Raw genomic sequence first — 25,462 nt, 5'->3', positions numbered from 1 at the left:
ATCCTCCAGTGATGACCACCAAACAGAAAACGGTTCTGCAATGAAGACTGCAGTCGATCCGTCTGCTGAGCCAAAACTGACGCCGATGATGGCCCAGTTCATCGAGATCAAGGCCGCAAATCCGGGCTCGCTTTTGTTCTATCGCATGGGCGACTTCTACGAATTATTTTTCCACGATGCGGAAGTCGCGAGCAAGGCGCTCGGCATTACGCTCACTAAACGCGGCAAACATCTTGGGGACGATATCCCCATGTGCGGCGTACCGTTTCATGCAGCCGATGATTATCTGCAGAAGCTGATTTCGCTTGGCCACAAAGTGGCCGTTTGCGAGCAGATGGAAAATCCGGCAGAGGCAAAAAAGCGCGGTGCCAAATCGGTGGTGAGGCGCGATGTGGTGCGCCTTGTGACACCCGGTACAATCACCGAGGAACGCTTGCTCGATGCCGCCCAGAACAGTTTTCTGGCTGCTTTGGCGCATGCAAAATCCGGACCCTTCAGCTTCGCATTGGCCTGGATTGACATGTCCACTGGTGCATTTTTTGTCAGAGCGCTGGACACGATGCAGGTGCCAGCTGCCCTTGCCCGCATTGATCCAAAAGAATTGATCCTGTCTGATGCGCTGCTGGATGATGACGAGGTCAAAACCCTTTTGGAGGGCAGCAGCACGACAGTTAGCCCGGTTCCAAAAGTGTTTTTTGACGGTGCGACCGCAGACGGTCGGCTATGCCGGTTTTTTGACCTGAAGACATTGGAAGGTCATGGCAGTTTTGAACGTGTTGAGTTGTCTGCAGCCGCCGCAATTCTGTCCTATGTCGAAAAAACCCAGATCGGTGCGCGCCCTCCATTGTCCGTCCCGGAGCGGGAGGCTGCGCGCAGTGGCATGTCGATTGATGCAGCCACACGGGCCAATCTGGAATTGATGCATACCTTGTCCGGCAAGCGGTCCGGCAGTGTGTTTGATGCCATTGACCGCACGGTTACCGGGGCTGGCGCCCGGTTGCTGGCCATGCGTCTGGCCGCGCCCTCAACCGATGTCGCCACCATTCAGGCCCGACAAGATGCCTTGGCGTGGGCCATAAAGAACCCGGCTGGTCTTTCAGATCTGCGCAAACAATTAAAACGTCTGCCGGATATGGCACGAGCACTGTCGCGCCTGATGCTGGATCGTGGTGGCCCACGTGATCTGGCCGCAATTCGTGATGGCTTGTCCGGAGCGCGGTCCCTCTCCGCTGATCTGGATGGTTCTGATGGTCTGGTTGCAGACATCAGGCAGACTCTCAGTGAGGCTGGCACCGGAGATTTGGCAGCGCTTGCGGATGAGCTCACCAACGCACTTGCCGATGATCTACCCTTGCTCAAGCGAGATGGCGGGTTTGTTCGCACCGGATATACCGGAGAGCTGGATGAACATCGTGGGCTGCGCGATGAAAGCCGCAAGATTATTGCCGGGCTGCAAAACCAGTATGCCAGTGAAACCGGTGTTAAAGCACTTAAAGTTCGGCACAATAATGTGCTTGGTTACTTTATCGAGGTAACCGCACAAAACGCGCCAGCGCTGCAGAATGATGCTGACCAGCGCTTCATCCATCGGCAGACCATGGCGAATGCCATGCGGTTTACGACAACTGAACTCAGTGCTCTGCAAAGCCGGATTGCGGGAGCCGCCGACGCGGCGGTGAGACTGGAACTGAATTTGTTTGACCGGTTTTTGGGCCAGGTCAGCGCCGCTGCCGAACCGATACAGTCATTATCCCGCAATTTGGCCGAGCTGGATGTGATCTGCGCTTTGGCCACGCTTGCGGACAGCGAGAACTACTGCCGCCCGGATGTGGATGACAGTCTGGCTTTTGCCATAGAAGGAGGGCGACACCCTGTGGTGGAACAGGCGCTTCGGCAGGCGGGCGATGTGTTCGTGGCCAATGATTGCACGCTGTCAGGTGATAAAGCCGGACAGATATGGCTTCTGACCGGACCCAACATGGCTGGTAAATCAACCTTTCTGCGGCAGAATGCGCTGATCACCATTCTGGCGCAAATCGGCTCCTATGTGCCTGCCACGCACGCCCATATCGGCATTGTTGATGCGCTGTACAGCCGAGTTGGTGCGTCTGATGATCTGGCACGCGGCCGCTCTACCTTTATGGTCGAGATGGTGGAAACGGCAGCAATCCTCAATCAGGCTGGGCCGAAGGCACTGGTCATACTCGATGAAATTGGTCGGGGCACGGCGACTTATGACGGATTGGCCATTGCCTGGTCAGCCGTTGAACATTTGCATGCCATCAACAGCTCACGCGCTTTGTTTGCCACTCATTACCATGAGCTGACCGCGCTGTCGCAAACGCTGGATCGGCTGTCCAACGCCACAGTTCGCGTCAAGGAATGGGATGGCAATGTCGTCTTCCTGCACGAAATCGTGCCGGGCGCTGCCACCAGTTCCTACGGCATTCAGGTGGCAAAACTGGCGGGGCTTCCAGAAGCTGCACTGAGCCGGGCACGCGATGTTTTAAAGCAGCTTGAAGCGCAGGAACGGGAACGCTCGAAAACCACGCTGGTTGACGATCTGCCACTGTTTTCTGTGTCTCCTGAGCGCAAGCCTGCCAAAGCCATGGCGTCGCAGGATGAAAAGGCACTGGCAGAGCTGGACGCAACTGACCCGGATGATTTGACGCCCCGCGAGGCGCTTGAGGCCCTCTACCAATTGAAGAAACTGAGACAGAGCCAATGAGCAATGCACCGCTCTCCCCGGAAGAAATTCAGCGCTATGCGCGCCATCTGGTCTTGCCGGAAATCGGCGGTTCAGGTCAACAGAAGCTGAAGGCCGCGCGTGTTCTGGTCGTGGGTGCCGGAGGCCTTGGTGCCCCTGTGCTGATGTATCTGGCTGCAGCCGGTGTGGGTCATCTGGGTCTGGTTGATGATGATCATGTCAGCCTTTCCAATTTGCAGCGACAGATTGTGCATACGACCCAGAATGTTGGCAAAAGCAAAGTGGAAAGCGCGGCTGAATTCCTGACAGCCATCAACCCGCATCCGGTTCTGGACCTGCACAATATGCGCATTGATGAAGCCAACGCTTCCGACCTCATTTCCCGGTATGATATTGTGGCGGATGGCAGCGATAATTTCGCCACTCGTTTTCTGGTGGCTGATACTTGCGAGCAATTGAAAAAAACGCTGGTAACCGGTGCCGTCAACCGCTTTGACGGCTCAATCACAACCCTTCAGCCCTTTCTGACCCGGGCGGACGGCACACTCAACCCGCGTTACCGGGATCTGTTTCCGCAAGCACCTGATGAAAGTACGGTGCTGACATGTGAGGAAGCCGGCATTATGGGCGCCTTGCCCGGCGTAATCGGCTCACTTCAGGCGCTGGAAGTAGTCAAGGCAATCACCGGCGCAGGCGAATTACTGGTAGGTCGGCATTTACTGTTTGATGCAGGGTCGATGCTGTTTTATCCGGTGAAATACGGGCGCAAAACCGGTTAAAGGTCGCAGCCAGCGGCGTGGATCCTCGGAACAAGTCCGAGGATCCATAAGGTACATCACACAACAACAAAACTCAGAACTTTGTCCGGCTCCGCATGGCCGCGCTGAGCGTGCCTTCGTCCAGATAATCCAACTCGCCGCCCACAGGCACACCATGGGCAAGGCGTGTGATTGCAACATCCAGACCCTGAATCTGATCTGTGATGTAATGGGCCGTTGTCACACCATCGACCGTGGCGTTGACGGCCAGAATGACCTCGCTGACTTCGGACGCTCCAGCCCGCTCCACCAGCTTGGCAATAAACAGATCTTCCGGACCAATACCATCCAGCGGTGACAGGGTTCCGCCAAGTACGTGGTAGCGTCCCCGTGTTGCGGTTGCCCGCTCCAACGCCCAGAGATCAGCCACATCTTCCACCACCACCAGCACTGTGTCATCGCGGCGCGGGTCGGTGCAGATGGTGCAGGGATTAATCGTATCCACATTGCCGCAATTGCTGCAAAGCTGAATCTTATCGACCGCGACACCCATTGCCCGGGCCAGCGGCACCAGCAACTCATCTTTCTTCTTGATCAGGTGCAAAGCTGCGCGGCGGGCCGAGCGGGGGCCAAGCCCTGGAAGCCTGGCCAGAAGCTGGATCAGCCGCTCAATTTCAGAACCGGTCATCAAAAGTGCCTAGAAAGGAAGTTTCAGACCTTCCGGCAGGTTGAGGCCCCCGGTCACACTCTGCATTTTTTCAGCAATGACGGCTTCAGATTTCGATTTGGCGTCGTTATGAGCGGCCATAATCAGATCTTCCAGCATTTCGGGTTCTTCAGGATTGATCAGCGATGGATCAATTGAAATGCCTTTGATATCGCCCTTGCCGGACAGTTTGATGGTGACCAGACCTGCCCCGGACGTGCCTTCAATTTCCAGCTCGCCGATTTCGGCCTGCGCATCCTGCATTTTCTGTTGCAGTTGCTGTGCCTGTTTCATCATGCCCATGATGTCTTTCATGATTTATTCCTGTTCATTCTTATCTGTGTCTTTGTTATCTGTGTCTTGACTAAGATCGCGATCTACCACATCCACAATGCGCGCGCCGGGAAAGGTTTCCAGTGCTGCAGCAACCAGTGGGTGGGCACGAATTTCAGCCATTTTCCGTGTCTTGTCGGCTTCGGCCTGTTCATGCAAAGTGGCAGCGCCTTCAGCCTGCACCACTGAAACCATCCAGCGCTGGCCGGTCCAGTCGGACAATTTTTTACCCAGATCACCAGCAATTCCTGCGGGGGCACCCGGCGTCATGGCAACTTCAATTCGGCCCGCTTCAAACCGCACCGGACGCATATAGCGCTCTACCGCCATCTTCAGCATCAAATCGCGTTTCTCAGAAGCCATAGCTGCAATATCGGCCAGCGACTTCGGCTGTTGCTGAGGTTCGCCGTTCAAAATGGGATCGGAAACCGGTTCAGCAATCGTTTCTGGCAGCGCAATACTCTCGTCAGCCAATGTCATAGCCTCATGCTCGGGCTCTGTCACAACGGCACGCAGTTGCGGACCACCGGATGATATGGCCTGCACTGGCCGTGAGCCTTGTGCATTCACACTGCCACCAGATGGTGAAGCGGTACCACCTGCGCTGGCTGGTGCGTTTTGCGCAGCGCTCGTCTGGTCTTTCAATTGCCGCAAGGCTTCGTCGGGACTTGGCAAATCAGCCGCATAGGCCAGGCGCACCAGCACCATGTCTGCAGCCGCCAGCGGTTTTGGCGCATTGGCGACTTCCTGCAGGCCGCGCAGCAATATCTGCCATGTTGAAGATAAGACCCGCATGGATAATTGCGCTGCCAATTCGGCACCGCGTTCTTTTTCACGCGGAGACAATGCACCCTGATCTGCCACATCAGGTGCCGCTTTGAGGCGGGTCAGCAAATGACAGAACTCGGACAGATCGGTCAGGACCACCGCCGGGTCTGCGCCGGAATTATACTGCTCATTGAATTCCGCCAGAGCTTCCGCAATTTTGCCCGACATCAAAAGTTCAAACAGGTCGATGACACGCGCCCGGTCAGCCAGACCCAGCATATCGCGCAGGTCTTCTTCGCCAATGTCACCGCTCCCCTTCACGGCACCATGGGCAATGGCCTGATCCATCAAGGACAGAGCGTCACGTGCAGAGCCTTCGCTGGCGCGAGCCAGAAGCTGAAAGGCCTCATCCGCAATCGACACATTTTCCTTGCCCGCAATGCCTTTCAGATAGGTGGTCATGGTGTCAGCATCGATGCGGCGCAGATCAAAGCGCTGACAACGGGACAGCACTGTAACAGGGACTTTTCGGATTTCCGTGGTGGCAAAGATGAATTTGACGTGTGCCGGCGGCTCTTCCAGTGTTTTCAGCAGGCCGTTAAAGGCCGCTGTGGAGAGCATGTGCACCTCATCGATAATGTAAACCTTATAGCGCGCGCTCGCCGGCTTGTAGCGTGAGGCTTCTATGATTTCACGAATGTCATTGATGGATGTGTGCGAGGCCGCATCCATTTCAATGACATCAACATGACGGCTTTCAATAATGGCAGTGCAATGCTCGCCAAGTTCGGGCATGTCGATGGTTGGTGCGTTTATCGCTTCCTGACCATCCTTTGCCGATACTTCGTAATTCAGGGCGCGTGCCAGAATTCTAGCTGTTGTGGTTTTGCCCACTCCGCGCACGCCGGTCAGCATGTAAGCCTGCGCAATGCGGCCCAGCTTGAAGGCGTTGGTCAGGGTCTGCACCATGGGTGCCTGACCAATCAGATCGTCAAATGTGGAAGGGCGGTACTTTCTGGCAAGAACGCGATAGGCGGTGTTTTCCTGATCGCTCATGTTTGTTTGCCAATAACCCGCTTCATAAGACCGCCGCAAAATCCCGCCGGGATCTGCAGCGCTGTTTGAAAAGTGGGAGGCTGAACAAAGACCCGAACCGGAATCTCGTTAGGGCTGCTTCCTTCCGGATCTGACCCGGTTGGCGAGTGGTCCGTCCTACGCCAACCTCCCACACTTCATATCGTCCGAAATGCAGGAGATTGCAAGGTGCCGTTTAAAGCAATTTATTCAGACGATGAACGGCTCGACATGAACTTGTCGAACTCTTTCTTGTCTTTGGCCTGACGCAGATTGTCTACGAACGCGTCAAACTCGGCGCGCATTTCATCAATTTTCAAGCGTTCTTCTTCAAGACGTGCCAATTCGGCAGAGCGATATTCGTCAAAAGCAGCGTTGCCAGTTGGCTGTGCACGATAGCTTGGACGGCGGTCACGGCTGAATTTTGAACCAAACCCATCCATCCGGTCGCGTGCTGTTGCAAGATTTCCAGTCATTCTATCACCCCATACTATGTAAGCCAGCATCGCCAGGCCAAGCGGCCAAAACAGGACAAATCCCAAAATCATGACGACGGTGTTAAAAGGCGTCCAACGGCGGCTGCGAAACGGCCCTGAACAATTTCTTTGGTCTGCAGTAGTTGCGTGTATCATTTTCACCCTCTCGTTCAGTTGATGAGTTTCAGGTGGTGAGTTTCACGCCCCATTCAAGGTAAAATTGATCGATTTTTCAGCTTTTCCCGGAAAATCCGGGTCCATTATTATGTCACAAGATATTGTTTTTATTGTATTATTTTTACATTTCCAAAAAAACGCTGTTTTTTGTCGATTTTTTTACCGAGGTGACTTCACACAGATGATCATCTCCAAATGAGTGACTTATAAACAGCCATTGTCCATAAAAAGACGCTAAATTGACGTCCTCGATCAGCTTATGACAGAGAGGGTTTTCAGCTCAAATACGCTCAAATCCCCTGTGAACAAGTTCACCGGATGGTCACAAATCTGAAAAATCACGAGCGGACCTGGCACTCTCGCTTATCGTGTAGAAATCTTCAGCCCTCAAGGCCAGCGAGCCGAAGTCCGTTAGCCAGTCGTTTGCGGTCTGCCAAATTGGTATAGGCAATCGCCCGTTCAACATTGGCTGCATTTTTGCCTGGAACCAAGTCTTTGAAATTGGCTAATGCCAGTATTGCTTGTTCTGAATTTCCAGCCAGAGCATGAGACGCCGCCGCCAACATGTGGGTATTGGGGTGTTCCGGTTTCAGATGTATTGCCTGTTCAGCGGCCAAAGCGGCTTTTTCGTAATCTGCACCTTGAAAATACGCCAACGAATAGTAGACATAAAATTTATCGAGAAAGGCGTCCCGTGGACTAAGTCTGATCGCAAGGTCTATACATTTGATGGCTTTTTCCGGATTGCCGCCCTAGGCGTTCGCCGCGCCGCACATAGCATGAGCATATGCGAAATTCGGACTGAGTTCGACCGCCCGTTCAAAACCCATGACAGCTTTTGATTGCTGGCGCGCTACCATACCCGCCATACCCAATCCCATATGGGCCCATGCCTCATTTATGTCAGCTGCAATGGCTGCTTCTGCGGCACGCGATGCGAGCGCAACGGCTTCATCAAACGGCTCCAGTCGTTGGATCGCTCGCCAAGCCATGGTCAGTGCATACAAGCCCCATGCCTGCGCATATTCCGGATCAAGGACAGTGGCGCGCTCGAGCAATCGGATCGCCTCTGAACTACTCTTTGCCGATTGAAGACTGTATTGATGCATTGCGCGAACGAAACACTCCCAAGCATCAAGGTTTTGGGGTGGAATACGTTGCGTTCTTGCATTCTCAGCGGAATAGATTTCAGGGGCCAACTGGCCGACGACACTGTTTGTCACTTCATCTTGTATGAGAAAGATATCGTCCAATTCGCGGTCGTATCGATCGGCCCACAATTGTTCGCCGGTGGCACCCACTGACAGTCGAACTGATACACGCACACGTTTTCCTGCCGTCCGGACGCTGCCCTCCAAAACGTATCTGACATTCAGCTCCGCAGAAATTGTTTTGATATCAGTGCGAGATTCTTTGTAGGCAAATGTCGAGTTTCGCCCCGTGATGAACAGTCCACCAATCCGAGACATGGATGTGACCAGATCTTCCGTAATACCATCGGCGAAAAATTCTTGCTCCGCGTCACCGCTAATGTTGACAAATGGCAACACCGCTATGGAAGGCTTTGAATCTGTATTTGGCATTGGCACCGCAACAGAGGAATCCGGAGTGCTGTCGTTCAAGCTGGCGACGAACCTGAACCCGCGTCTTGGAAAGGTCTTGATGACCGATTGAACGACTCCGCTGTCACCCAAAGCCCGGCGCAAAGCGTTAATCCGAGTATTGAGTGTTGCATCGGATACCACACGTGCATCCCAAACCTTGTCGATCACCTCGTCTTTCGTCACCACCCGGTCACGATTTTCAATCAGAAAACTCAACAGCGCAAAGGCTTGCGGTTGCAACTTTACGAGCGCGCCATCCTTGCTGAGTTCCAGGCCATCGATATCGAGCTGAAAGACGCCAAATTGATAAATCACAAAAAAATAAGCCTGCGGTTAGCAAAACAAACGGTCTGATGAGCCAACGGTAAGCCAATCATCATGCAAGGCCCTCGGGAGCCTTCTATTGTTAGTTCAACAACCACTTACATCCCCCGAGGCACCAAATGAACAATCTCTTCCACCCAGATCAGTCTAACCCAACAATCATTGTGCGCAATAACAATCGGTTTGCCAAAATACTGGGTGACATATCGATCTGGGCCAGAAAAACCTCGATGAAAGCCGATCAGGCGTTTTGGGGACATACTACCAAAATCAGCAAAATGGATACCACTCGGTTTGTAGGAATTCTGTAAAATATTCACTTGGCTGGCATGGCGTAATTCCGACCTCATAGTTTTATGATGCTGGGCTTCATTACCAACGAAACAAACTAAAAGGGCAGAGAAAAATGGAACGGCAAACCAAACGAACAATGTATTTGATGGGTATGAAAATGCATTTCCTCACGTCGAGCGAGAGCGACGGGTATTTTCTATGTGACGCCACCTTGTTACCATCGGCAGGTGCGCCACAGAACCGCCACCCCGACGATGCTGAATCATTTTTTGTCCGCGAAGGAACTGTAGAATTCACCGTCGACGGTGTTGTCACGAATGCGGGTCCCGGCGAATTTGTAAAAGTACCCAAAGGAGGTGTGCACTCTTTTCAAAACACCTCTGATTCCGAGGCCCGGATGTTGATCTTGAATGTGCCCGGCGCGATCCATGAAAATGTATTCAAAATATGTGGCACAGACCTTGAAGTCGGTGCTGATGACTGGCCGACAAATTCACCCGAACTCGATATGGAATGGGTCGCGAAGGTTTGTAAAGATGAAGGACTTGAAATACTAGCTTGAGACACCGGAACCAAATCCAGGCTATTTCGAATTTGGCGTTTGTCGAAATCGTTTCGTAAACCTAATATTTACAGCAACCCAACATGGCCACAAAACGCGCCCTAAATCAGCGGATGACCGCCAGAATTTCCTGCAGAAATTCTGTCAAATCGTCGGTGACAAAATCCACCGGATCGCCATCCTGTTTTTCCAGCTCCCACTCTTCGTGGAACACGTCACGCGTGCCTTGCGGGACAAGCAGGGTTGTGACCATGCCTTCATTCCTGGGAACGCGCAGATTTTTCGGCAGGTCCTCGAACATGGCCGCCCGTGTTGGATCAACACCCATCATGGCAAAAAACTTGCCATACGGTGCCGGATCTGGCTTTGGCTCCAGATCAGCGGCCACAATGTCGAAAATGTCTTCAAAATGTTCTGAAATTCCCAATCGGTCAGCCACAGCCTCGGCGTGCTTGCGCGATCCATTGGTGTAAATCAGCTTACGTCCTGGCAACGCCTTGATGGCCTGGGCAAGTTCGGGATTGGGTTCAATGGGGGTGTGGTCGATGTCATGGACAAATTCCAGAAACTCGTCCGTGTCGATCTGTTGTTCCAGCATCAGGCCGCGCAAGGTCGTCCCGTGGCGGTGATAAAAGTCCTTCTGGATGATTCTTGCTTCATCGCGCCCAAGGTTCATCAGGCGCGCCACATAGGTGGTCATGCGCTTGTCGATCTGATCGAACAGATTGGAATGCCGTGGATAAAGCGTATTGTCGAGATCAAAGACCCACTCGCTGACATGGTCAAAAGCGATCAAATCGTCCGCATCATGCGGCTCAAGTTTTTCAACGGTCATTATGTCTCGATCTGTTTTGGGGGAGAGTCAGCCCGGCACGAACAACGTGCCAGCACCATGTTCTGTGAAGAGTTCAAGCAAGACCGCGTGTCTGGTTTTGCCATTGAGGATAACGACACCGGATACGCCCTGTTCCAATGCCTCAATACAGGTTTCGACCTTTGGAATCATGCCGCCGGAAATCGTTCCATCAGCAATCAGCGCTTCAGCTTCTGAGACGGTGAGCTGTTTGATCAGGTTTCCGTTCTTGTCCAGAACACCGGGAACGTCGGTCAAAAACAGCAGTCGACGTGCAGAGAGTGCGCCAGCGATAGCGCCTGCGCACGTGTCTGCGTTGACGTTGTAAGTCTCACCATCTTTGCCCGGAGCCACCGGCGCAATGACAGGGATGAGTTTGCTCTGCGCCAGCATCTGCAACACAGTGCTGTCCACATTCACCGGTTCACCGACAAAGCCAAGGTCAATGATCCGCTCAATATTGCTGTCAGGATCCATCATGCTGCGGGCGAGTTTTCGGGCCGTCAGCAGATTGCCGTCTTTACCGCACAGCCCAACGGCGCGACCGCCTTCGCTGTTGATGGAAGCGACAATATCCTTGTTGATAGACCCGGCCAGAACCATTTCCACGACTTCAACCGTCGCTTCATCGGTCACCCGCAATCCGCCCTCAAATTTGCTTTCAATACCAAGACGCTGAAGCATCTGCCCGATCTGTGGTCCGCCACCATGGACGACAACAGGTAAAACGCCGGATTGATGCAGCAGCGTGATATCCCGGGCAAAAGCGCGGGACAGTGACGCGTCTCCCATGGCGTGACCGCCATATTTTACAACAACGGTCTGACCATCATAGCGCTGCATATAGGGAAGCGCTTTGGACAGAAGTTGCGCCTGGGCGCTGGGTGAAGAAAGAAGTTGGTCGCTATCGGTCATGAACTCTGGGCGGGAATTGTGAATATGAAAGGTCAGCTATAGGCGTTTTCCCGATTTCGTGCCAGTGGACTTTCCAGCGTTTTGACATGATGGTTGAAACAAACCTCAGTGAAACCACAGATGATCAACTGACTTGCGAAGCCCACCTGTCTGACCGGAGTGATTAAAATGCAATCTGACTTGCCTGTCGCGAAACGTTTTATCAGTCCTGCCGATGGCAGGCCAACACCGGAAATGCTGGCCTTTTATGAAGAAAACGGTTTTCTGATTCTGGAAGGTTTTGCCAGCGATGCCGCCTGTGACGCGTTAAAAGCCAGGATTGCCGGGCTGGTGGATGCGTTTGATCCCGAAAGCGTGCGCAGCACCTTTTCAACAGATGATCAGGCCCATGCACGGGATCTCTATTTCAAGGAATCCGGCGATAAAATCCGCTTCTTCTTCGAGACCGGAGCATTTGATGCCAAAGGCGAACTGGTGAAGCCAAAGCATCAGGCGCTCAATAAGATCGGCCATGCGTTGCATGATCTTGATCCGGAATTTGACCGGTTTTCACGATCTGAAAAACTTGGCAATCTTGCAGAGGCGCTGGGACTGCAGGATCCGGGTCTGGTGCAATCCATGGTGATCATGAAACAGCCCTTCATTGGCGGCGAGGTGGGCATGCATCAGGATTCCACCTTTCTTTATACAAGCCCCATGACCACAACCGGCTTCTGGTTTGCGCTGGAAGATGCAGATCAGAGCAATGGCTGCCTGATCGGACAGGCCGGGGGTCACAAGGCCGGGCTGCTGGAGCGGTTCCATTATGATGGCGATGATCTGATCATGGAGCAGACATCTGACGCCAAACCACAGGGTCCGCAAGAAGCTTTGGAAGCACCCAAAGGCACGCTGGTTGTGATCCATGGGCTTGTGCCACACAGCTCCGCATCCAATACAAGTCCACGCTCTCGCGAGGCCTACGCACTTCATATGTTTGACCGCAAGGCGGACTGGGCTGAAGATAACTGGCTCAAACGTGCATCTGATATGCCGGTCAGAGGTTTTGCATAATGGTGATGAAAGCAGAACTGCATTGTCACATTGAAGGCGCGGCCTCGCCTGCCCTTGTGCGCAGGAAAGCTGCCCAGAACGGGATTTCAATCGACGGGTTGATTGATGCAAACGGGCATTACATCTGGCATGATTTTACCAGTTTCCTGAATGCCTATGACCGGGCAGCGGCAGTGTTTATCACCGAGCAGGATTACAGTGATCTGTCCCATGATTATTTCAGCAGCGCAGCGGCAGAAGGCATGATCTATGGAGAAATCTTTGCCTCTCCAGATCATGCGGAATTGGCAGGGCTGAGCTACACCGCTTACATTGAGGCGCTGGCAGATGGCATAAAGCGGGCGGGTAATGAAACCGGTATTGAAGGCCGGATCATCGTCACTTGCGTGCGCCATTTCGGGCCGGAACGGGCCGAGCCTGTTGCGCGCCTGTTGCACACGCATCCCCATCCCATGGTTACAGGATTTGGCATTGGCGGCGATGAGCGCATGTTTCATCCGGCGGATTTTGCCAAAGCGTTTCAGACGGCTGCGGATGCGGGGATGGGTCTGACGGCCCATGCCGGTGAATTTGCCGGGCCGGAAAGTGTGCGCGCCGTCCTTGATGAACTGGATGTCAAGCGGATTGGCCATGGTGTGCGTTCTGTCGAGGACGCAGACCTGCTGCTCCGGCTGCGCGAGGAAGACATCGTACTGGAAGTCTGCCCCGGCTCAAATGTATCACTTGGCTTGTGCAGCGGTCGTGACACGCATCCGTTTACGGCGCTTCGAACCGCCGGTGTGCGCATGACACTCAACTCCGATGATCCGCCCTTCTTCCAGACCAGCATCGGTCAGGAATATGAAGAAGGGGCAACAGCATTCCAGCTTGCCGCTGTTGATCTGGTGGCGATTACCCATCAGGCGATTGAAGCCGCCTTTGTGGACGAGCCGACGCGACAGCGCCTGTTTCAGCGCCTGTTTGAAGATTAACGGTGTAAAACCTGACTGAATCCCCTCAGGCCCCGTGTTTCGGGCGGCCAAAGGCTTTTTCCGCTTGCTGTGCGCTGCTAAGAAATTGGCAGTACGTTTTGCTCAGGGAAGTTTCCAATGGTTACCGACGCCAATAATCTGCCAGCTCCGTTTACGATTGTTGATCATCCGCTGATCAAGCACAAACTGACCATCATGCGGGACAAGAAAACCTCAACAGCCGGGTTTCGCAGATTGCTGCGCGAAATTTCATTATTGCTTTGCTATGAGGTCACACGCGATCTGACGCTGACCACCAAACGCATTGAAACTCCGATGCAGGAAATGGATGCGCCCATTCTGGAAGGCAAGAAACTGGTCTTCGCGTCCATTTTGCGCGCAGGCAACGGCTTGCTGGAAGGCATGCTGGATCTGGTGCCTGCAGCCCGGGTCGCCCATATTGGTCTTTACCGTGACCACGAAACGCTGGAGCCGGTGGAGTATTACTTCAAGGCCCCGGAGAAGCTGGAAGACAGGCTTGTGATTGTGGTGGACCCGATGCTGGCGACATCCAACTCGGCAACGGCTGCTATTGAAAAACTGAAAGAGCGTGGCGCAAAGCAAATCCGCTTTCTGTGCCTGCTGGCGGCACCGGAAGGTGTTGAAAAATTCCGTACAAGCCATCCGGATGTGCCGATCTATACAGCGGCGCTGGACGAGCGGCTGAATGAGAAGGGCTATATCATGCCGGGCCTCGGTGATGCCGGTGACCGCATGTATGGAACCAAATAATGAGTTCCGCCCGTTTTCCCGATCTTGACGGCAAAGTTGTCCTGATCACCGGCGGCGGTAGTGGTATTGGTGCGCATCTGGTGCGTGGCTTTGCCGAGCAAGGGGCCTCGGTCGCGTTTTTCGACATTGCTGATGAACCCAGTCAGGCGCTGGAACAGGAGCTGACCGATGCCGGGCACTCGGTTGCGTTTCTGCATTGTGATCTGACGGATATTCCAGCGCTTCAGGCAAGCATTGCTCAAGTGCGTGATCGCTTTGGACCGATTGGTGTGTTGGTCAACAACGCTGCACATGATCAGCGCCATGACATCAAGGACGTAACATCAGAGTATTGGGATGAGCGCTTTGCCGTCAATTTAAAGCATCAGTTCTTCAGCGCACAGGCGGTGCAGGATGACATGAAAAAACTGGGCGGTGGGTCCATCATCAATATGGGATCGACGTCCTGGGTTATGGGGACTGGATCCATGCCCTGTTACACCACGGCAAAATCGGCGGTGGAAGGTCTGACACGTTCGCTGGCACGCATCATGGGTCCGGACAATATTCGCGTCAACACGGTGCTGCCGGGCTGGATTATCACCAAGCGACAGGAAGAGTTATGGCTGGATGATGAGGGCGAGAAATCGATCCTGGAAAACCAGTGCCTGCAGCGCAAACTGGTGCCTGACGATATGGTTGGTCCGATTTTGTTTTTGGCTTCTGATGCGGCAGCGGCCTGCACCAATCAGCGCTTTATCGTGGATGGCGGTTGGGTCTAGCTGACCGGAAATCGGCAGCTTGGAAACGCCTGCCCCGTTTCCTAAGATGATGATCTGCGCTAACACTGATGGCAGGCATAAAGTCATTGATTCGAGTGAAGGTGGGGTTCATGAATTTCAAGCGACCATTTGGCAAATTGGAAGACCGCACTGAGATCAACGAAGTTGAAATCGGTGCCGGAGCGTTGCGCGCAAAAATACTAACATGGGGAACAGTCCTGCGGGATTTGCGGCTGGATGGTTTTGATCATCCGCTTGTGCTGGGTTTTGACCGCCTTGAGGATTACGCCAATCACTCTCCTTTCTTTGGCGCGACTGCAGGGCGCTACGCCAACCGTATTGCTTATGGCCGCTTCCCGCTCGATGGCCGCATGCATCAACTGAGTCAGAACACCGAGCCGCACCATCTGCATGGCGGGGATGCCAGTTTTGGTAAGCGGCTGTGGACGGTCGGGTCAATTGCCCCTGATTCCATTCGCCTGACACTTGTTTCGCCAGATGGGGAAGATGGATATCCGGGCCGGGTCATGGTCAGCTGTACTTACAAAATCGTCCCGCCTGCGTCACTCCACGTCATTTATGAAGCCACGACCAATGCACCAACACTGATGAATCTGGCGCATCATTCCTATTTCAATCTGGATGGTTCACCGGATATTCTGGATCACACACTTCAGATTGAAGCGGATGCCTACACGCCCGTGACACAGGATATGATCCCGACGGGTGCTGTGTTGCCAGTGCAGAATACCTTGTTTGACTTTCGCGAGACGCGGCCTGTGCGCACCTTGCATGAAGGCCGCCGCATTGCCTTTGACACAAATTATGTTCTGGCACTTGCGCCGCGACCAAGGCCCGTTCCTGCTGCCCGGCTGAGCAGCTCCCGCAACGGATTATCGATGGATGTTCTGTCCACAGAACCTGGCCTGCAATTTTACGATGGTTACAAGTTGAATGTGCCGGTTCCAGGCCTGGATGGTCGCAATTACGGGGTCAGTGCCGGGCTGTGTCTGGAGCCACAACGCTGGCCGGACAGTCCGAACCACCGTCACTTTACCGATTCCACCTTGCGGCCAGGCGAAACCTATTTTCAGGAAACGATCTACCGCTTTAACATGGCCTGATCCGGTTGCCTGAAATCCCAGGGCGACGCGAACCAGACCGCCAGTGGTCGCATGTTCATGGTTGCTCGGAACTTTAGTCCCTTTTCCATGCCAGCCACATCATATGCTGCTGGCGTGCGGGCAAACATGCCGCGCTGATAAAGGTTACGGTAAAGCGCCTTGCGGATTTTCTGGCCCTCATGCCTCAGCCCCCAGCATTCCAGTTGCGCCGCAAAACTGAAATTGAACCCGACAATACATTCCGAAGTCTGGAACGCGATGTGGTGATCATCCTGCACAGCCTGAATTGCGGCTGGAAGCATATTTGCAAGCGTAATTGCGCCCTCTCCACGTCCCGCAATTTGAAAATTTTCGCGATAGAGCGTCTTCAGGGCCAGAATGGCATGCTTGTCTGGAACCACGTTATCAAACCCATAGCGCCGCGCCAGAAATGCGCCAAAAAGCTGTTCGATCAGCAAACATTCGGAAAACGGGCCATCCCGGTCCAGCCGATAATGCGTGCCCGTCCATAACGCAGCTTCGAGGGCTTCACGGGCAGATTTGGCCTGGTCGCAGTAGGTTTTGCCAGCACTGGTATCTCCGACACGATGTGCGGCCTCTGCCATTGCAAACAGGGCCGCAATCCACAAGCCACCACAATAGGCGCTGGGTCCTTTCATCGGAATATTGTCAAACGTCTGATCAGGAAAGCCGTCATTTTCGATCAGCCCGTCGCCATCCCGGTCATATTGATTGAGATGCAAACAAGCCGCTCGGGCCTCATCCCAATGTGCTGCCAACCAATGCGCGCCAAATTTCCGCCCGTCGCGCACAAAGCCAATCAGGAATTGCGAATTGAGATCCTTCCATTGGGTAGAATCCTGCCAGGCATAGCCATTATTGACAAAAAATGGATCCTCATCCGGGCAGCCCTGATCATGCGGCAATGCTCCGGCTCGTTTCACAGGAAAGCTGGCTTTTGAGCGCATGTGACGACGCTGTCGATCATCTTTTTGCAAGACGCTGCGGGCAAAATCCTCCATGACTAAACGAGCGGCCTGTGGCCATAAACTCAGCACCGCCTCCGATGCATAAATCCACAAATCAAGGGTGTTGTAATAGGGGTAGTCAGGGCATTCGATAATGCCAAAATGGCCATTGTCGGCTTCAGACTCGGCTGTATAGACGGTCATGCCATCCACAAGAAAATACAGCTCGTTCAGCATCATGCCTGTGACCGATGGGCTATCGCCGAGCCGGGCAATCATGCTGTCATGCCAGGCGTCAATGCGTTGCGACCAATCCGGAGCGCAGGATAAAGCCTGTTCGACCATCGCAAGTGCATTGTTGCCTTCACAGCCCCAGTGCTTGGTGTATTTCCGGGCATGATGACGGCCTGACCCGAAGCGAATAGTCGGCAGATCCCAACTCAATGCAAAAGTGATGGTTCTGCTTTCACCCGGTGCCAGTTCGCATTTGGCTGCCAATGCACCAGCGGGGCGGTTTGTCTCAACCTCCCGGAAACCTGCATCTGCAATCCAGTCGACTGACGGATCGAGAGTTCCGCTTTTCGAAAAACCGGGCCAAAAATCACTGCCATCAGATGCAGCGTCGAAAGTTGCACACTCGGTCAGCAGCAAATTGCCATCATTGGCAATGGAAATTGCCATCTGCCCCTCCCCCATATCAGGGGGTGAATCTGGAGATGAAGCGGCGGTTTGTCTGTCAAAGACAATGCTGTGTGCTGTGTCGCTGTGAACCGGAGTGTTGAAACAGCCGGCATGGCGCCGGTAAGGCTTTCCACATTCGCGAAACGCACCGACCAGATTGGGGAACTGGAACATCAATGCGGCGGACATGGGTGCCGTGGACGTGTTCTCCAAAGTCCATTTGAATATGGCAACCGGCAATGCGCTGGTTTCCAAATCATCTGGCACAAGCGGTGAGAAGCTCTCGCAGCGAGCCTTCACAGGGCCTGGACATCCTGCATAGTCATGCCAGGCTTTTGGGAACAATGCCGCATATTGGTTTTTGGCATTCTCCTCCCGCCATGATGCTGCGGATAATGACCCGTCATTCGGATCGGGTTGCAGCATGAAAGATTTTGGGTCCTGCCCGGCTTCCTGTTGCCATAGGGCGAATCCAGCCGCGGCTTCACGATGATGCAAAACCTGCTGGGGGTTTATGGTCCAGCGTGTGAACCGGCCTGTTCTGGAAAACACCATGCCGCCGGTTCCAAGACCGCCGAGCGGCAGGCCGGAATCAGATGTGCCGCCGGTTTGCGCAGAAATTTTCCGTTGTGGTTCCGGACCATCCCAGTCCATTGCAATTTTGAAGGCGGCATCTGGCAAGATCACCGATATCTCCTGCGATAGAGAGAATAGGCATGTGGCAGCATGACACCGGTGATGATAACCATCATGCCTGCCCAGTCAAACAGGCGCGGGATATCGCCCAGAATGACAATTGCGGCCAGTGAACCCAGGACCGGGTTCAGGGCAACGTAAATTGATACCCAGGCCACTTGCAGATGTCGCAGCGCAAAATTGAAGATCGCGTAATTCAACACTGTCATGGCCAGCACAAGATACAGCATTGCGAAGATCTGCAACGGGGAGCCAAGGGCGATAAATGACAAGGCATTGGTGGCAAGTGCCAGACAGAAAACGGCAATCAGTGCTCCGGTCACCTGCAGGGTCGCGACCTGAAACCAGGGCACGTCGCCGCTGTTCATGCGCCGGCCCACAATCTGGCTGAAACTGGCGCACAGAACTGCAAAAAACACCAATACATTGCCAATCAGATCACCAACGCCGGCGGCTTCCCGGCTCAGAGTGACGATCACAAGCCCACCAAAACCGATACAGCTGCCAACGGCCAGCGACCAATGGGCATTTTCCCGAAGCATCAGATAGCCCAGCGCCGAAGCGATCAACGGTAAAAGCCCCCACATAAGGGCCAGCGAGACCCCGTCGGTTCGCGCGCCGCCATGTATGCTGAAGATCAAAACCGCGCCTGGTGCCATGAAGCCCCATAGCAATGTTTTGCCAAAGCGCCGGTTCAGTGGCGGCAGTTGATGCCTTGCAAAGCAGATGATCCACATGATGATCGCGGCGCCCAAAAACTGCCAAAGCAGAACTGTCGTGGGCGCGAATTCTATGGCCAAAGCCTGCTGTACCATGAAGCCGCAAGAAAAAATTGCCACAGAGGAAAGCTGCGCCAAATGCGCCAGCAAGATGGATCTTTTGGTCGTCCGTTCTTCCAAGATCAGTCCGCCATTTGTTGAGTCTTGTAAAAGATATAAGACCTGTTAGGGTTGATGAAGGGAAGAATTGAATTGACCGTCGCAGCGGTATCGTCTTGCATAAAAAGGTCCGTTAAGGATCAGGTGGGCGATGCAGGGGGAGACATCATGGCAGCTTTGGCTGGCTTTATAGCACTTCTAACACGTATCAATGATGCGGTCTTCTGGGTTGGACGACAACTCTCCTGGATGGCAATTGGAGTGATGGTCCTCATCATTCTAGCGCAGGTTTTCGCGCGTTACATCCTGAATGACGCTCTGCCATGGTCCGAAGAACTGGCACGGGTATTGATGCTGTGGCTGACCGGATTGATGGCACCATCCGCCTATCGCTGGGGCTCTTTCGTTGCCATTGACATGTTTCGCGATCTTCTGCCGCGCTGGCCACGCGCAATTTTAACTCTTTGTCTGTTTGGTATTTCACTGATCGTGTTGATCGTGATGACCTATTATGGCTGGAAACACATCAACAGTGGTTGGTTGTTCGGGTCCGCTACACTGAAAATCAAACTTGCCTGGGTCTATATGGCACTTCCGGTCGGGTTCCTGATGATGATTTCAGCCTGTGTTGAGCTGATCGCCAAGGAACTCCACGAAGCACTTGATCCGAGTGTCAATTATAAATCCGGCGATAACGCGCCAGAATTTATCGCGGAGTAAAGCCCATGCTTGTCTGGTTCCTGCCTCTCTTTCTAGTCCTGCTGATGATCAGCCTGCCGGTGTTTTTCGGCCTTCTGTTCGCACCCGGTGTTCTGCTCTGGCTGAACGGCCAGGAGCGCGATTTGGCCCTTTTGTACCGGAACGTTTTCAACGGTATCGACTCCTTTCCATTGATGGCCATTCCGTTCTTTATGCTGGCGGGAGAAATGATGAACCGGGGTGGCATCACGATGCGCCTGGTTGAATTCAGCCAGTCCATGATGGGACACTTTCGCGGTGGCCTTGCCCATGTGAATATTCTGTCGTCGATGCTGTTTGCGGGCCTGTCCGGCTCGGCTGTGGCTGACACGTCCGCACTGGGATCGATGCTTATTCCTGCCATGGAAAAGCAGGGCTATACGCGCCGGTTTGCAGCTGCCATTACAGCGGCCTCATCTGTCATCGGGCCAATCATTCCACCTTCGGGCATCATGATTATCTATGCCTATGTGATGGGCGAGTCGGTTGCAGCTCTGTTTTTGGCCGGCATCGTTCCCGGCGTTCTGGTGGGTGTTGGCCTGATGGTCGTCACCGGCATGATGGCCCAGCGTTATAATTATCCTGTCGCCAGAGAGCGTGCCAATTGGGGTGAGCGCTGGCATGCACTGGTAAAGGCGTTTTTCCCGCTTTTGACACCCGTCATTATTCTTGGTGGCATTCTGGGTGGCGTCATGACGCCAACAGAGGCGTCCGCTGTCGCTGCGGCCTATGCGTTCTTTGTCGGTATGTTTCTTCTGAAAACAATTGGCTTCAAAGACCTTCCATCGATCCTGACAAAAGCCGCGCTGACCTCTTCGGTCGTGCTGCTGTTGGTTGGTGCGGCGATGGCTTTCAAAACAGTGGTCAGCCTGTCCCGCGCGCCGGAAGCGCTTGCGGAAATGATTCTGGCCATGTCCAGTGATCCTTTGATGCTGCTGTTCCTCATCAATATCCTGCTGTTCATTGTCGGCATGTTTCTGGATGCTGGCCCTGCGATCATCATTCTGGGGCCAATCCTTGGACCCATCTTCATCAATATGGGCATTGATCCGGTTCACTTTGCCATCATCATGAGCGTTAATCTGACGGTTGGCCTGGCCACACCGCCAATGGGACTGGTGTTGTTTGTCGCCTCGAGCGTCTCGGGTGAGAAGGTGGAGGCCATTTCAAAGGCCATTCTGCCATTCCTGGCCGTTGAAGTTGTGGTGATTTTCCTGATCACCTATTTCCCGATCATCTCCATGGGTGTGCCGTGGCTGACCGGTTTCGTGTCAGCGGATTCCGATCTTATGGGACCGGTTCTAAGACTGATTTTCGGGGGCTAGGTCCGGGAATCATATAAATGACATTTGCTTGTTACATCGTAGCGAATAAACTGAGATTCATCGTAAAGGGAGGACTTCCATGAAACTCAAATCCTTACTATCAACCTTCGCGGCTTTTGCCGTTGGAGCAGCCTTTATGGGCACCGGACTTGTGTCCGATGCGCAGGCCGCTTCGCATGTCGAGAAAATTACTCTGCGTGCAACTGCCAATTCCAATGAAAATGATGAAGACTATGATGGTCTGGTTGTTTTCAAGAATTACGTCGAAAACGCATCCAATGGTACCATCGCTGTTGATTTGTTCATCGGTACGCAATTGTGCTCCAAGGGCGCTGAATGTCTTCAAGGCATCGCTGATGGATCAATTGACATCTACATCTCAACATCTGGCGGTGCCGCTGGCATTTTCCCATATGTGCAGGTGCTTGATCTGCCTTATCTGCTGCGTGATGACCGTATTGCCGAAGAAGTTCTTCAAAGTGACTTCGTTCGCACAATGCGTGCCCAGATGCTGGCAGATTCCGGTGACACGATCCGCCTGATGACAATTGGCAATACTGGTGGCTGGCGGAACTTTGCCAACACACAGCGTCCAATTCAGAAGCCTTCCGATATGGAAGGTCTGAAAATCCGGACCGTGGTGGCAGATCTTCCGCAGGAACTGGTAAAAGCACTTGGTGCCAGCCCAACCCCGATTCCCTGGCCTGAGCTTTTCACATCATTCCAGACGGGTGTTGTTGAAGGTTCCAAAAACGGCATTACCGATGTCATGGGCATGAAGTTCCCGGACGCCGGTCTGCAATACATGACCCTTGATGGCCATGCTTACATGGGCGCTTTGTGGTTCATGAGCAATGATCGTTTCATGGCTATGGATGAAGGCATGCGCCGCGTGGTCGTCGATGGATTTGCTGCTCTGCAGCAGGCAACCTTCGCGTCACCAAAACGCAAATCCATTGCAGCCTATGAAGAGTTTGTCGCCGGTGGCGGTAACCTTTATGTGCCAACTCCTGAAGAAAAAACCATGTTCCGCGAAGCAGCTGCGCCTGTGTTCGACTGGTTCAAGGAAAACATTCGTGAAGGCGAAACCTTCTATCAGGCACTTGTTGATGCAGCCGCTGCAGCGGAAGAAAAAATCGACGGCGGCGCTATGATGGATGTGAAATAATCCAGTTGTCCTAATTCTGACGGTCCTTACTTCAGGTCTGTCAGACTTAAATCAGGCCGCTTCAACATCCTGTTGAAGCGGCCTTTTGTTTGCGCATCTGCAAGGCGTGGGTCTCAATATTCCGGATAAAGATGATCCTTGTAATCATCGATCAGCAATTCAGCTTTTGCGATCTGCTCCGGTGTCATTTTCTTGACAACTTCGTTCATGGAAATCGCGGCATCGGGATCACCGCCAATGGCCGACAGCGTATACCACGTATAGGCACGGGGCAGATCCGGGGCCGGTATGCCGCGGCCAACCTCATAATACCATCCAATGCCCGATTGCGCGCCGGGATGCCCCTTCAAAGAGGCCCTCAAATACCAGTCAAATGCACGTTCGTCATCACGCTCGACGCCAAGGCCCATGGCATACATGACGCCAATCAACTCTTCTGCATCAGCGTTTCCGCCTTGCGCCAATGGCAGGAAAATTTCTCTGGCTTCCTCAAACCGGCTGGCTTTCATGGCCGTCAAGCCATCAAACAAATCCGCGCCGGCAGCACTTTGCGTTGCCAGCCCTGCCAGCGCAAACAGTCCGATGCCACAATTGCGCAAATTGCGTCTGAAACTGATTTTTCTGATCATTTTCGCCTCCGTAAAAATCTTTCCCTACCATAGGAAGGCGACAGAGAAACGCAATGCGGCGAAGACGTGATTTCCGCCATTGAGAGTCTTGTAAAAGACATAAGACTTGATTAGGGTCAAAAGTGAGCAAATTTGTGCTCTGCCTACACCCAGAAATTCGGGATCGACTCATGGCCACGGTCATTTCTCTTGGCGTTGCAGTGCAGGATTTCGTCTTTTCCGTAGATGAAATCCCGACTGAGGCACGCAAATACAGAGCAAAAGACCTTGTGGTCGTTGGCGGTGGTTGCGCGGCCACTGCAGCTGTTGCAGTGGCACGCCTTGGCGGTAACTGCCACCTGATTTCACGGCTTGGGAACGACATCACGGCTGACATCATTGTTGGCGATCTGGAATCGGATAACGTCAACTGCGCAGGCGTAAAACGCTTCGATGGTTACAAATCTCCCCTGTCTTCCATCATGGTAGACCAGAGCGGTGAGCGTTTGGTTGTCGGTTACCGCGATGAAAAAATGCCGACCGATCCGGGGTTTGTGGCCGATTACTTTGGTGCGCCAGATGCCGTGCTTGCAGACAGCCGCTGGGCGGAAGGTGCCGTGCGTCTGTTTGAACTGGCTGCCGAGAAACAAATTCCTGCCGTTCTGGATGGCGAAATGCCCTTTGGCGCTGTGGAACGCGCAGCGGCGCATCTGGCAACACACCCGGTTTTCTCGGCTCAGGGCCTGCAGGACTATGCAAAAGAGCCTGACGTTCTAACCGCGTTGCTGGCCGCCAGTGCCTCGCGCGAAGGACGATGGACTGCAGTGACTGATGGACCCAATGGTGTCTATGTCGCTCACAATGGATTGCTCAGTCGGTTGCCCGGTCACCAGATGGATGTGGTCGACACATTAGGGGCCGGTGATGTCTGGCACGGCGCATTTGCTCTGGCCTTGGCAGAAGGCAAAAATGCCGAACAGGCCATCATGTTTGCCTCCGGCGCAGCCGCTTTGAAATGCACTCAGTTCGGTGGGCGTAAAGGCACGCCGTCGCGCGAAATTCTAAACAACTTTCTTGAAACACACCCACTCCAGATGGAGCCTATTTCCCTATGACACATTCACTTTCTCACGGTAAATTATGGGGCCTTCGCAGAATGGCGGACGCCAATGGTCGCTACAAAATGCTGGCCGTTGATCAACGGCCGCCAATCAAAAACCCGATTGCCAAGTTCCACGGAACACCGGAAGCGCCCTACAAGGATGTGACCCAATTCAAGCTGATGCTGCTGGAAGAGTTGCAGGCCAGTTCAACGGCCATGCTTCTGGACCCGCATTTTGCCCTGCCCAAGGGCATGCGCATGATAGATCCGACCAACGGTCTGATCGTGACTCTGGAAGATTCCCTGTTTGAAGAATCCGATGGCGGACGCGTTTCGGCGGAAATCGACAATTGGAGCGTCGAGAAAATCAAGCGGGTTGGCGGCGATGCAGTCAAGGTTCTCGCCTGGTATCGCCCCGATGCCTCTCCTCAGGTCTGTCAGGCGCAAAAGGATTTCACCAAACGCATTGGCGACGCCTGCGCCCGTTTTGACATTCCGTTCCTGTTTGAGTTGCTTGTCTATCCGCTGTCTCATGATGCGCATCAGACAAAGGATTACGTGGAAATGCAGGGCAAGGATTCAGCTCATGTATTGGAAAGCGTTGCCGAGTTTGCCCATGCGGATTACGGCGTAGACGTATTCAAGCTGGAAAGCCCCGTCAGTGCCGCTGTTGCAGCTGGCAACGGATCGATGGGCTCCGATGCCATTCAAGCCCTGTTCGATGAAATGGGGCGTCTGTCTGCCCGGCCATGGGTGATGCTGTCAGCCGGTGCTGACAAGGCTGCGTTCACGAACATTCTGGACCACGCCTACAAAGCCGGTGCGTCCGGTTATCTGGCAGGGCGTGCGATCTGGCTGGATGCGTTTGGTGCCTTTCCGGACTGGGACGCGGTGCGTGCCGGACTGCAAGCCGATGCGGTGCCATACATGAAATCGATCAACGAACTGACCGATGCGCATGCATTGCCCTGGTTTGATCACGACCGCTTCGGTGGGACAACAGGGCCGGATTTTGCTATTGATGATGACGATGCCGGTTTCCGCAATACATACGCCGGATTTTAAAG

24 protein-coding genes and 1 other RNA gene are annotated in these 25,462 nt (G+C 53.6%); 13 read left to right on the top strand and 12 right to left on the bottom strand.

Annotation, left to right across the window (positions count from 1 at the left end; genetic code table 11):
• Positions 1–40 precede the first annotated feature (40 nt).
• Positions 41–2,728, top strand: coding sequence for a DNA mismatch repair protein MutS (mutS, locus tag RAL91_RS06140; RefSeq protein WP_306262808.1), 2,688 nt, complete (start codon positions 41–43; stop codon positions 2,726–2,728).
• A complete protein-coding gene (gene moeB, locus RAL91_RS06135; RefSeq protein WP_306260601.1) occupies positions 2,725–3,486 on the top strand; it encodes a molybdopterin-synthase adenylyltransferase MoeB in 762 nt (253 codons plus the stop codon). Before mutS ends, moeB begins: the two co-directional genes overlap by 4 nt.
• Before the next feature lie 73 nt (positions 3,487–3,559).
• On the opposite strand, the gene recR is transcribed toward moeB, so the two are convergent.
• From recR to RAL91_RS06100, 7 genes are all read right to left on the bottom strand, one after another.
• Positions 3,560–4,153, bottom strand: coding sequence for a recombination mediator RecR (gene recR / locus RAL91_RS06130; RefSeq protein WP_306260599.1), 594 nt, complete (start codon positions 4,151–4,153; stop codon positions 3,560–3,562).
• A gap of 9 nt (positions 4,154–4,162) precedes the next feature.
• Positions 4,163–4,486: a YbaB/EbfC family nucleoid-associated protein gene (locus RAL91_RS06125; RefSeq protein WP_306260597.1), complete on the bottom strand. Its 324-nt coding sequence runs from the start codon at positions 4,484–4,486 to the stop codon at positions 4,163–4,165.
• A gap of 3 nt (positions 4,487–4,489) precedes the next feature.
• Positions 4,490–6,328, bottom strand: coding sequence for a DNA polymerase III subunit gamma/tau (locus RAL91_RS06120; RefSeq protein ID WP_306260595.1), 1,839 nt, complete (start codon positions 6,326–6,328; stop codon positions 4,490–4,492).
• A 71-nt stretch (positions 6,329–6,399) separates the two neighbouring features.
• An RNA gene (gene ffs / locus RAL91_RS06115) (signal recognition particle sRNA small type) lies at positions 6,400–6,499 on the bottom strand.
• A 53-nt stretch (positions 6,500–6,552) separates the two neighbouring features.
• Positions 6,553–6,978 carry a DUF2852 domain-containing protein gene (locus RAL91_RS06110; protein ID WP_306260593.1) on the bottom strand — a complete coding sequence of 142 codons (426 nt, stop codon included), beginning with the start codon at positions 6,976–6,978 and terminating at the stop codon, positions 6,553–6,555.
• Positions 6,979–7,379: 401 nt separating this feature from the next.
• The gene (locus RAL91_RS06105) at positions 7,380–7,655 is read right to left on the bottom strand and encodes a hypothetical protein (RefSeq protein ID WP_306260591.1); all 276 of its coding nucleotides are present in this window, start codon (positions 7,653–7,655) and stop codon (positions 7,380–7,382) included.
• Positions 7,656–7,751: 96 nt separating this feature from the next.
• A complete protein-coding gene (locus tag RAL91_RS06100; RefSeq protein ID WP_306260590.1) occupies positions 7,752–8,918 on the bottom strand; it encodes a winged helix-turn-helix domain-containing protein in 1,167 nt (388 codons plus the stop codon).
• A 415-nt stretch (positions 8,919–9,333) separates the two neighbouring features.
• On the opposite strand from RAL91_RS06100, the gene RAL91_RS06095 reads away from it, so the two are divergent.
• Positions 9,334–9,783, top strand: coding sequence for a cupin domain-containing protein (locus tag RAL91_RS06095; RefSeq protein ID WP_306260588.1), 450 nt, complete (start codon positions 9,334–9,336; stop codon positions 9,781–9,783).
• A 106-nt stretch (positions 9,784–9,889) separates the two neighbouring features.
• Here RAL91_RS06095 and RAL91_RS06090 read toward each other — a convergent pair whose 3' ends face one another.
• Both RAL91_RS06090 and argB read right to left on the bottom strand, forming a co-directional pair.
• Positions 9,890–10,618, bottom strand: a complete 729-nt coding sequence (locus RAL91_RS06090; protein WP_306260585.1) for a pyrimidine 5'-nucleotidase — start codon at positions 10,616–10,618, stop codon at positions 9,890–9,892.
• Between the two features lie 27 nt (positions 10,619–10,645).
• Complete coding sequence (gene argB, locus RAL91_RS06085) at positions 10,646–11,551, bottom strand: acetylglutamate kinase (RefSeq protein ID WP_306260583.1); 906 nt, start codon at positions 11,549–11,551, stop codon at positions 10,646–10,648.
• A 168-nt stretch (positions 11,552–11,719) separates the two neighbouring features.
• Here argB and RAL91_RS06080 point away from each other — a divergent pair, with 168 nt between their 5' ends.
• The 5 genes from RAL91_RS06080 (at position 11,720) to RAL91_RS06060 (ending at position 16,231) form a co-directional block, all read left to right on the top strand.
• On the top strand, positions 11,720–12,604 hold the full coding sequence (locus tag RAL91_RS06080; RefSeq protein ID WP_306260580.1) for a phytanoyl-CoA dioxygenase family protein: 885 nt from the start codon (positions 11,720–11,722) through the stop codon (positions 12,602–12,604).
• A gap of 5 nt (positions 12,605–12,609) precedes the next feature.
• A complete protein-coding gene (locus RAL91_RS06075; protein WP_306260578.1) occupies positions 12,610–13,575 on the top strand; it encodes an adenosine deaminase in 966 nt (321 codons plus the stop codon).
• A 117-nt stretch (positions 13,576–13,692) separates the two neighbouring features.
• The gene (gene upp, locus RAL91_RS06070) at positions 13,693–14,346 is read left to right on the top strand and encodes a uracil phosphoribosyltransferase (protein ID WP_306260576.1); all 654 of its coding nucleotides are present in this window, start codon (positions 13,693–13,695) and stop codon (positions 14,344–14,346) included.
• Positions 14,346–15,107 (top strand): SDR family NAD(P)-dependent oxidoreductase, encoded by a 762-nt coding sequence (locus RAL91_RS06065; RefSeq protein ID WP_306260575.1) that lies wholly within the window; start codon positions 14,346–14,348, stop codon positions 15,105–15,107. Before upp ends, RAL91_RS06065 begins: the two co-directional genes overlap by 1 nt.
• 110 nt (positions 15,108–15,217) lie before the next feature.
• Positions 15,218–16,231 (top strand): aldose epimerase family protein, encoded by a 1,014-nt coding sequence (locus RAL91_RS06060; protein WP_306260574.1) that lies wholly within the window; start codon positions 15,218–15,220, stop codon positions 16,229–16,231.
• Here RAL91_RS06060 and RAL91_RS06055 read toward each other — a convergent pair.
• Positions 16,210–18,567: a GH116 family glycosyl hydrolase gene (locus tag RAL91_RS06055; protein WP_306260573.1), complete on the bottom strand. Its 2,358-nt coding sequence runs from the start codon at positions 18,565–18,567 to the stop codon at positions 16,210–16,212. The genes RAL91_RS06060 and RAL91_RS06055 overlap by 22 nt on opposite strands.
• Entirely contained in the window at positions 18,564–19,433 is an 870-nt protein-coding gene (locus RAL91_RS06050) for a DMT family transporter (RefSeq protein ID WP_306262806.1), read from the bottom strand. Before RAL91_RS06050 ends, RAL91_RS06055 begins: the two co-directional genes overlap by 4 nt.
• Positions 19,434–19,622: 189 nt before the next feature.
• On the opposite strand from RAL91_RS06050, the gene RAL91_RS06045 reads away from it, so the two are divergent.
• From RAL91_RS06045 to dctP, 3 genes are all read left to right on the top strand, one after another.
• On the top strand, positions 19,623–20,174 hold the full coding sequence (locus tag RAL91_RS06045; protein WP_306260571.1) for a TRAP transporter small permease: 552 nt from the start codon (positions 19,623–19,625) through the stop codon (positions 20,172–20,174).
• A 5-nt stretch (positions 20,175–20,179) separates the two neighbouring features.
• Positions 20,180–21,517, top strand: coding sequence for a TRAP transporter large permease (locus tag RAL91_RS06040; RefSeq protein WP_306260569.1), 1,338 nt, complete (start codon positions 20,180–20,182; stop codon positions 21,515–21,517).
• A gap of 79 nt (positions 21,518–21,596) precedes the next feature.
• Positions 21,597–22,685 carry a TRAP transporter substrate-binding protein DctP gene (dctP, locus tag RAL91_RS06035; RefSeq protein ID WP_371932489.1) on the top strand — a complete coding sequence of 363 codons (1,089 nt, stop codon included), beginning with the start codon at positions 21,597–21,599 and terminating at the stop codon, positions 22,683–22,685.
• A gap of 113 nt (positions 22,686–22,798) precedes the next feature.
• On the opposite strand, the gene RAL91_RS06030 is transcribed toward dctP, so the two are convergent.
• The gene (locus tag RAL91_RS06030) at positions 22,799–23,314 is read right to left on the bottom strand and encodes a tetratricopeptide repeat protein (RefSeq protein ID WP_306260567.1); all 516 of its coding nucleotides are present in this window, start codon (positions 23,312–23,314) and stop codon (positions 22,799–22,801) included.
• A gap of 170 nt (positions 23,315–23,484) precedes the next feature.
• On the opposite strand from RAL91_RS06030, the gene RAL91_RS06025 reads away from it, so the two are divergent.
• Positions 23,485–24,408, top strand: a complete 924-nt coding sequence (locus RAL91_RS06025; RefSeq protein ID WP_306260565.1) for a PfkB family carbohydrate kinase — start codon at positions 23,485–23,487, stop codon at positions 24,406–24,408.
• Complete coding sequence (locus tag RAL91_RS06020; RefSeq protein ID WP_306260563.1) at positions 24,405–25,460, top strand: tagatose 1,6-diphosphate aldolase; 1,056 nt, start codon at positions 24,405–24,407, stop codon at positions 25,458–25,460. Before RAL91_RS06025 ends, RAL91_RS06020 begins: the two co-directional genes overlap by 4 nt.
• The last annotated feature ends 2 nt before the right edge of the window (positions 25,461–25,462 follow it).

This window comes from Pararhizobium sp. IMCC21322, assembly GCF_030758295.1.
GTDB lineage: Bacteria > Pseudomonadota > Alphaproteobacteria > Rhizobiales.
The sequence above is the reverse complement of the archived record's forward strand: the minus strand, read 5'-3'. Positions and strand labels throughout refer to the sequence as shown.

Excerpts from the sequence above, each read along its gene's own strand:
- mutS (WP_306262808.1), top strand. The coding sequence starts at position 41 with ATGAAGACTGCAGTCGATCCGTCTGCTGAGCCAAAACTGACGCCGATG.
- RAL91_RS06090 (WP_306260585.1), bottom strand. The coding sequence starts at position 10,618 with ATGACCGTTGAAAAACTTGAGCCGCATGATGCGGACGATTTGATCGCT.
- RAL91_RS06120 (WP_306260595.1), bottom strand. The coding sequence starts at position 6,328 with ATGAGCGATCAGGAAAACACCGCCTATCGCGTTCTTGCCAGAAAGTAC.
- RAL91_RS06065 (WP_306260575.1), top strand. The coding sequence starts at position 14,346 with ATGAGTTCCGCCCGTTTTCCCGATCTTGACGGCAAAGTTGTCCTGATC.
- argB (WP_306260583.1), bottom strand. The coding sequence starts at position 11,551 with ATGACCGATAGCGACCAACTTCTTTCTTCACCCAGCGCCCAGGCGCAA.
- RAL91_RS06025 (WP_306260565.1), top strand. The coding sequence starts at position 23,485 with ATGGCCACGGTCATTTCTCTTGGCGTTGCAGTGCAGGATTTCGTCTTT.
- RAL91_RS06125 (WP_306260597.1), bottom strand. The coding sequence starts at position 4,486 with ATGAAAGACATCATGGGCATGATGAAACAGGCACAGCAACTGCAACAG.
- RAL91_RS06020 (WP_306260563.1), top strand. The coding sequence starts at position 24,405 with ATGACACATTCACTTTCTCACGGTAAATTATGGGGCCTTCGCAGAATG.
- RAL91_RS06045 (WP_306260571.1), top strand. The coding sequence starts at position 19,623 with ATGGCAGCTTTGGCTGGCTTTATAGCACTTCTAACACGTATCAATGAT.
- moeB (WP_306260601.1), top strand. The coding sequence starts at position 2,725 with ATGAGCAATGCACCGCTCTCCCCGGAAGAAATTCAGCGCTATGCGCGC.
- dctP (WP_371932489.1), top strand. The coding sequence starts at position 21,597 with ATGAAACTCAAATCCTTACTATCAACCTTCGCGGCTTTTGCCGTTGGA.
- RAL91_RS06095 (WP_306260588.1), top strand. The coding sequence starts at position 9,334 with ATGGAACGGCAAACCAAACGAACAATGTATTTGATGGGTATGAAAATG.
- RAL91_RS06075 (WP_306260578.1), top strand. The coding sequence starts at position 12,610 with ATGAAAGCAGAACTGCATTGTCACATTGAAGGCGCGGCCTCGCCTGCC.
- RAL91_RS06080 (WP_306260580.1), top strand. The coding sequence starts at position 11,720 with ATGCAATCTGACTTGCCTGTCGCGAAACGTTTTATCAGTCCTGCCGAT.
- recR (WP_306260599.1), bottom strand. The coding sequence starts at position 4,153 with ATGACCGGTTCTGAAATTGAGCGGCTGATCCAGCTTCTGGCCAGGCTT.
- RAL91_RS06110 (WP_306260593.1), bottom strand. The coding sequence starts at position 6,978 with ATGATACACGCAACTACTGCAGACCAAAGAAATTGTTCAGGGCCGTTT.
- RAL91_RS06040 (WP_306260569.1), top strand. The coding sequence starts at position 20,180 with ATGCTTGTCTGGTTCCTGCCTCTCTTTCTAGTCCTGCTGATGATCAGC.
- RAL91_RS06060 (WP_306260574.1), top strand. The coding sequence starts at position 15,218 with ATGAATTTCAAGCGACCATTTGGCAAATTGGAAGACCGCACTGAGATC.
- RAL91_RS06030 (WP_306260567.1), bottom strand. The coding sequence starts at position 23,314 with ATGATCAGAAAAATCAGTTTCAGACGCAATTTGCGCAATTGTGGCATC.
- upp (WP_306260576.1), top strand. The coding sequence starts at position 13,693 with ATGGTTACCGACGCCAATAATCTGCCAGCTCCGTTTACGATTGTTGAT.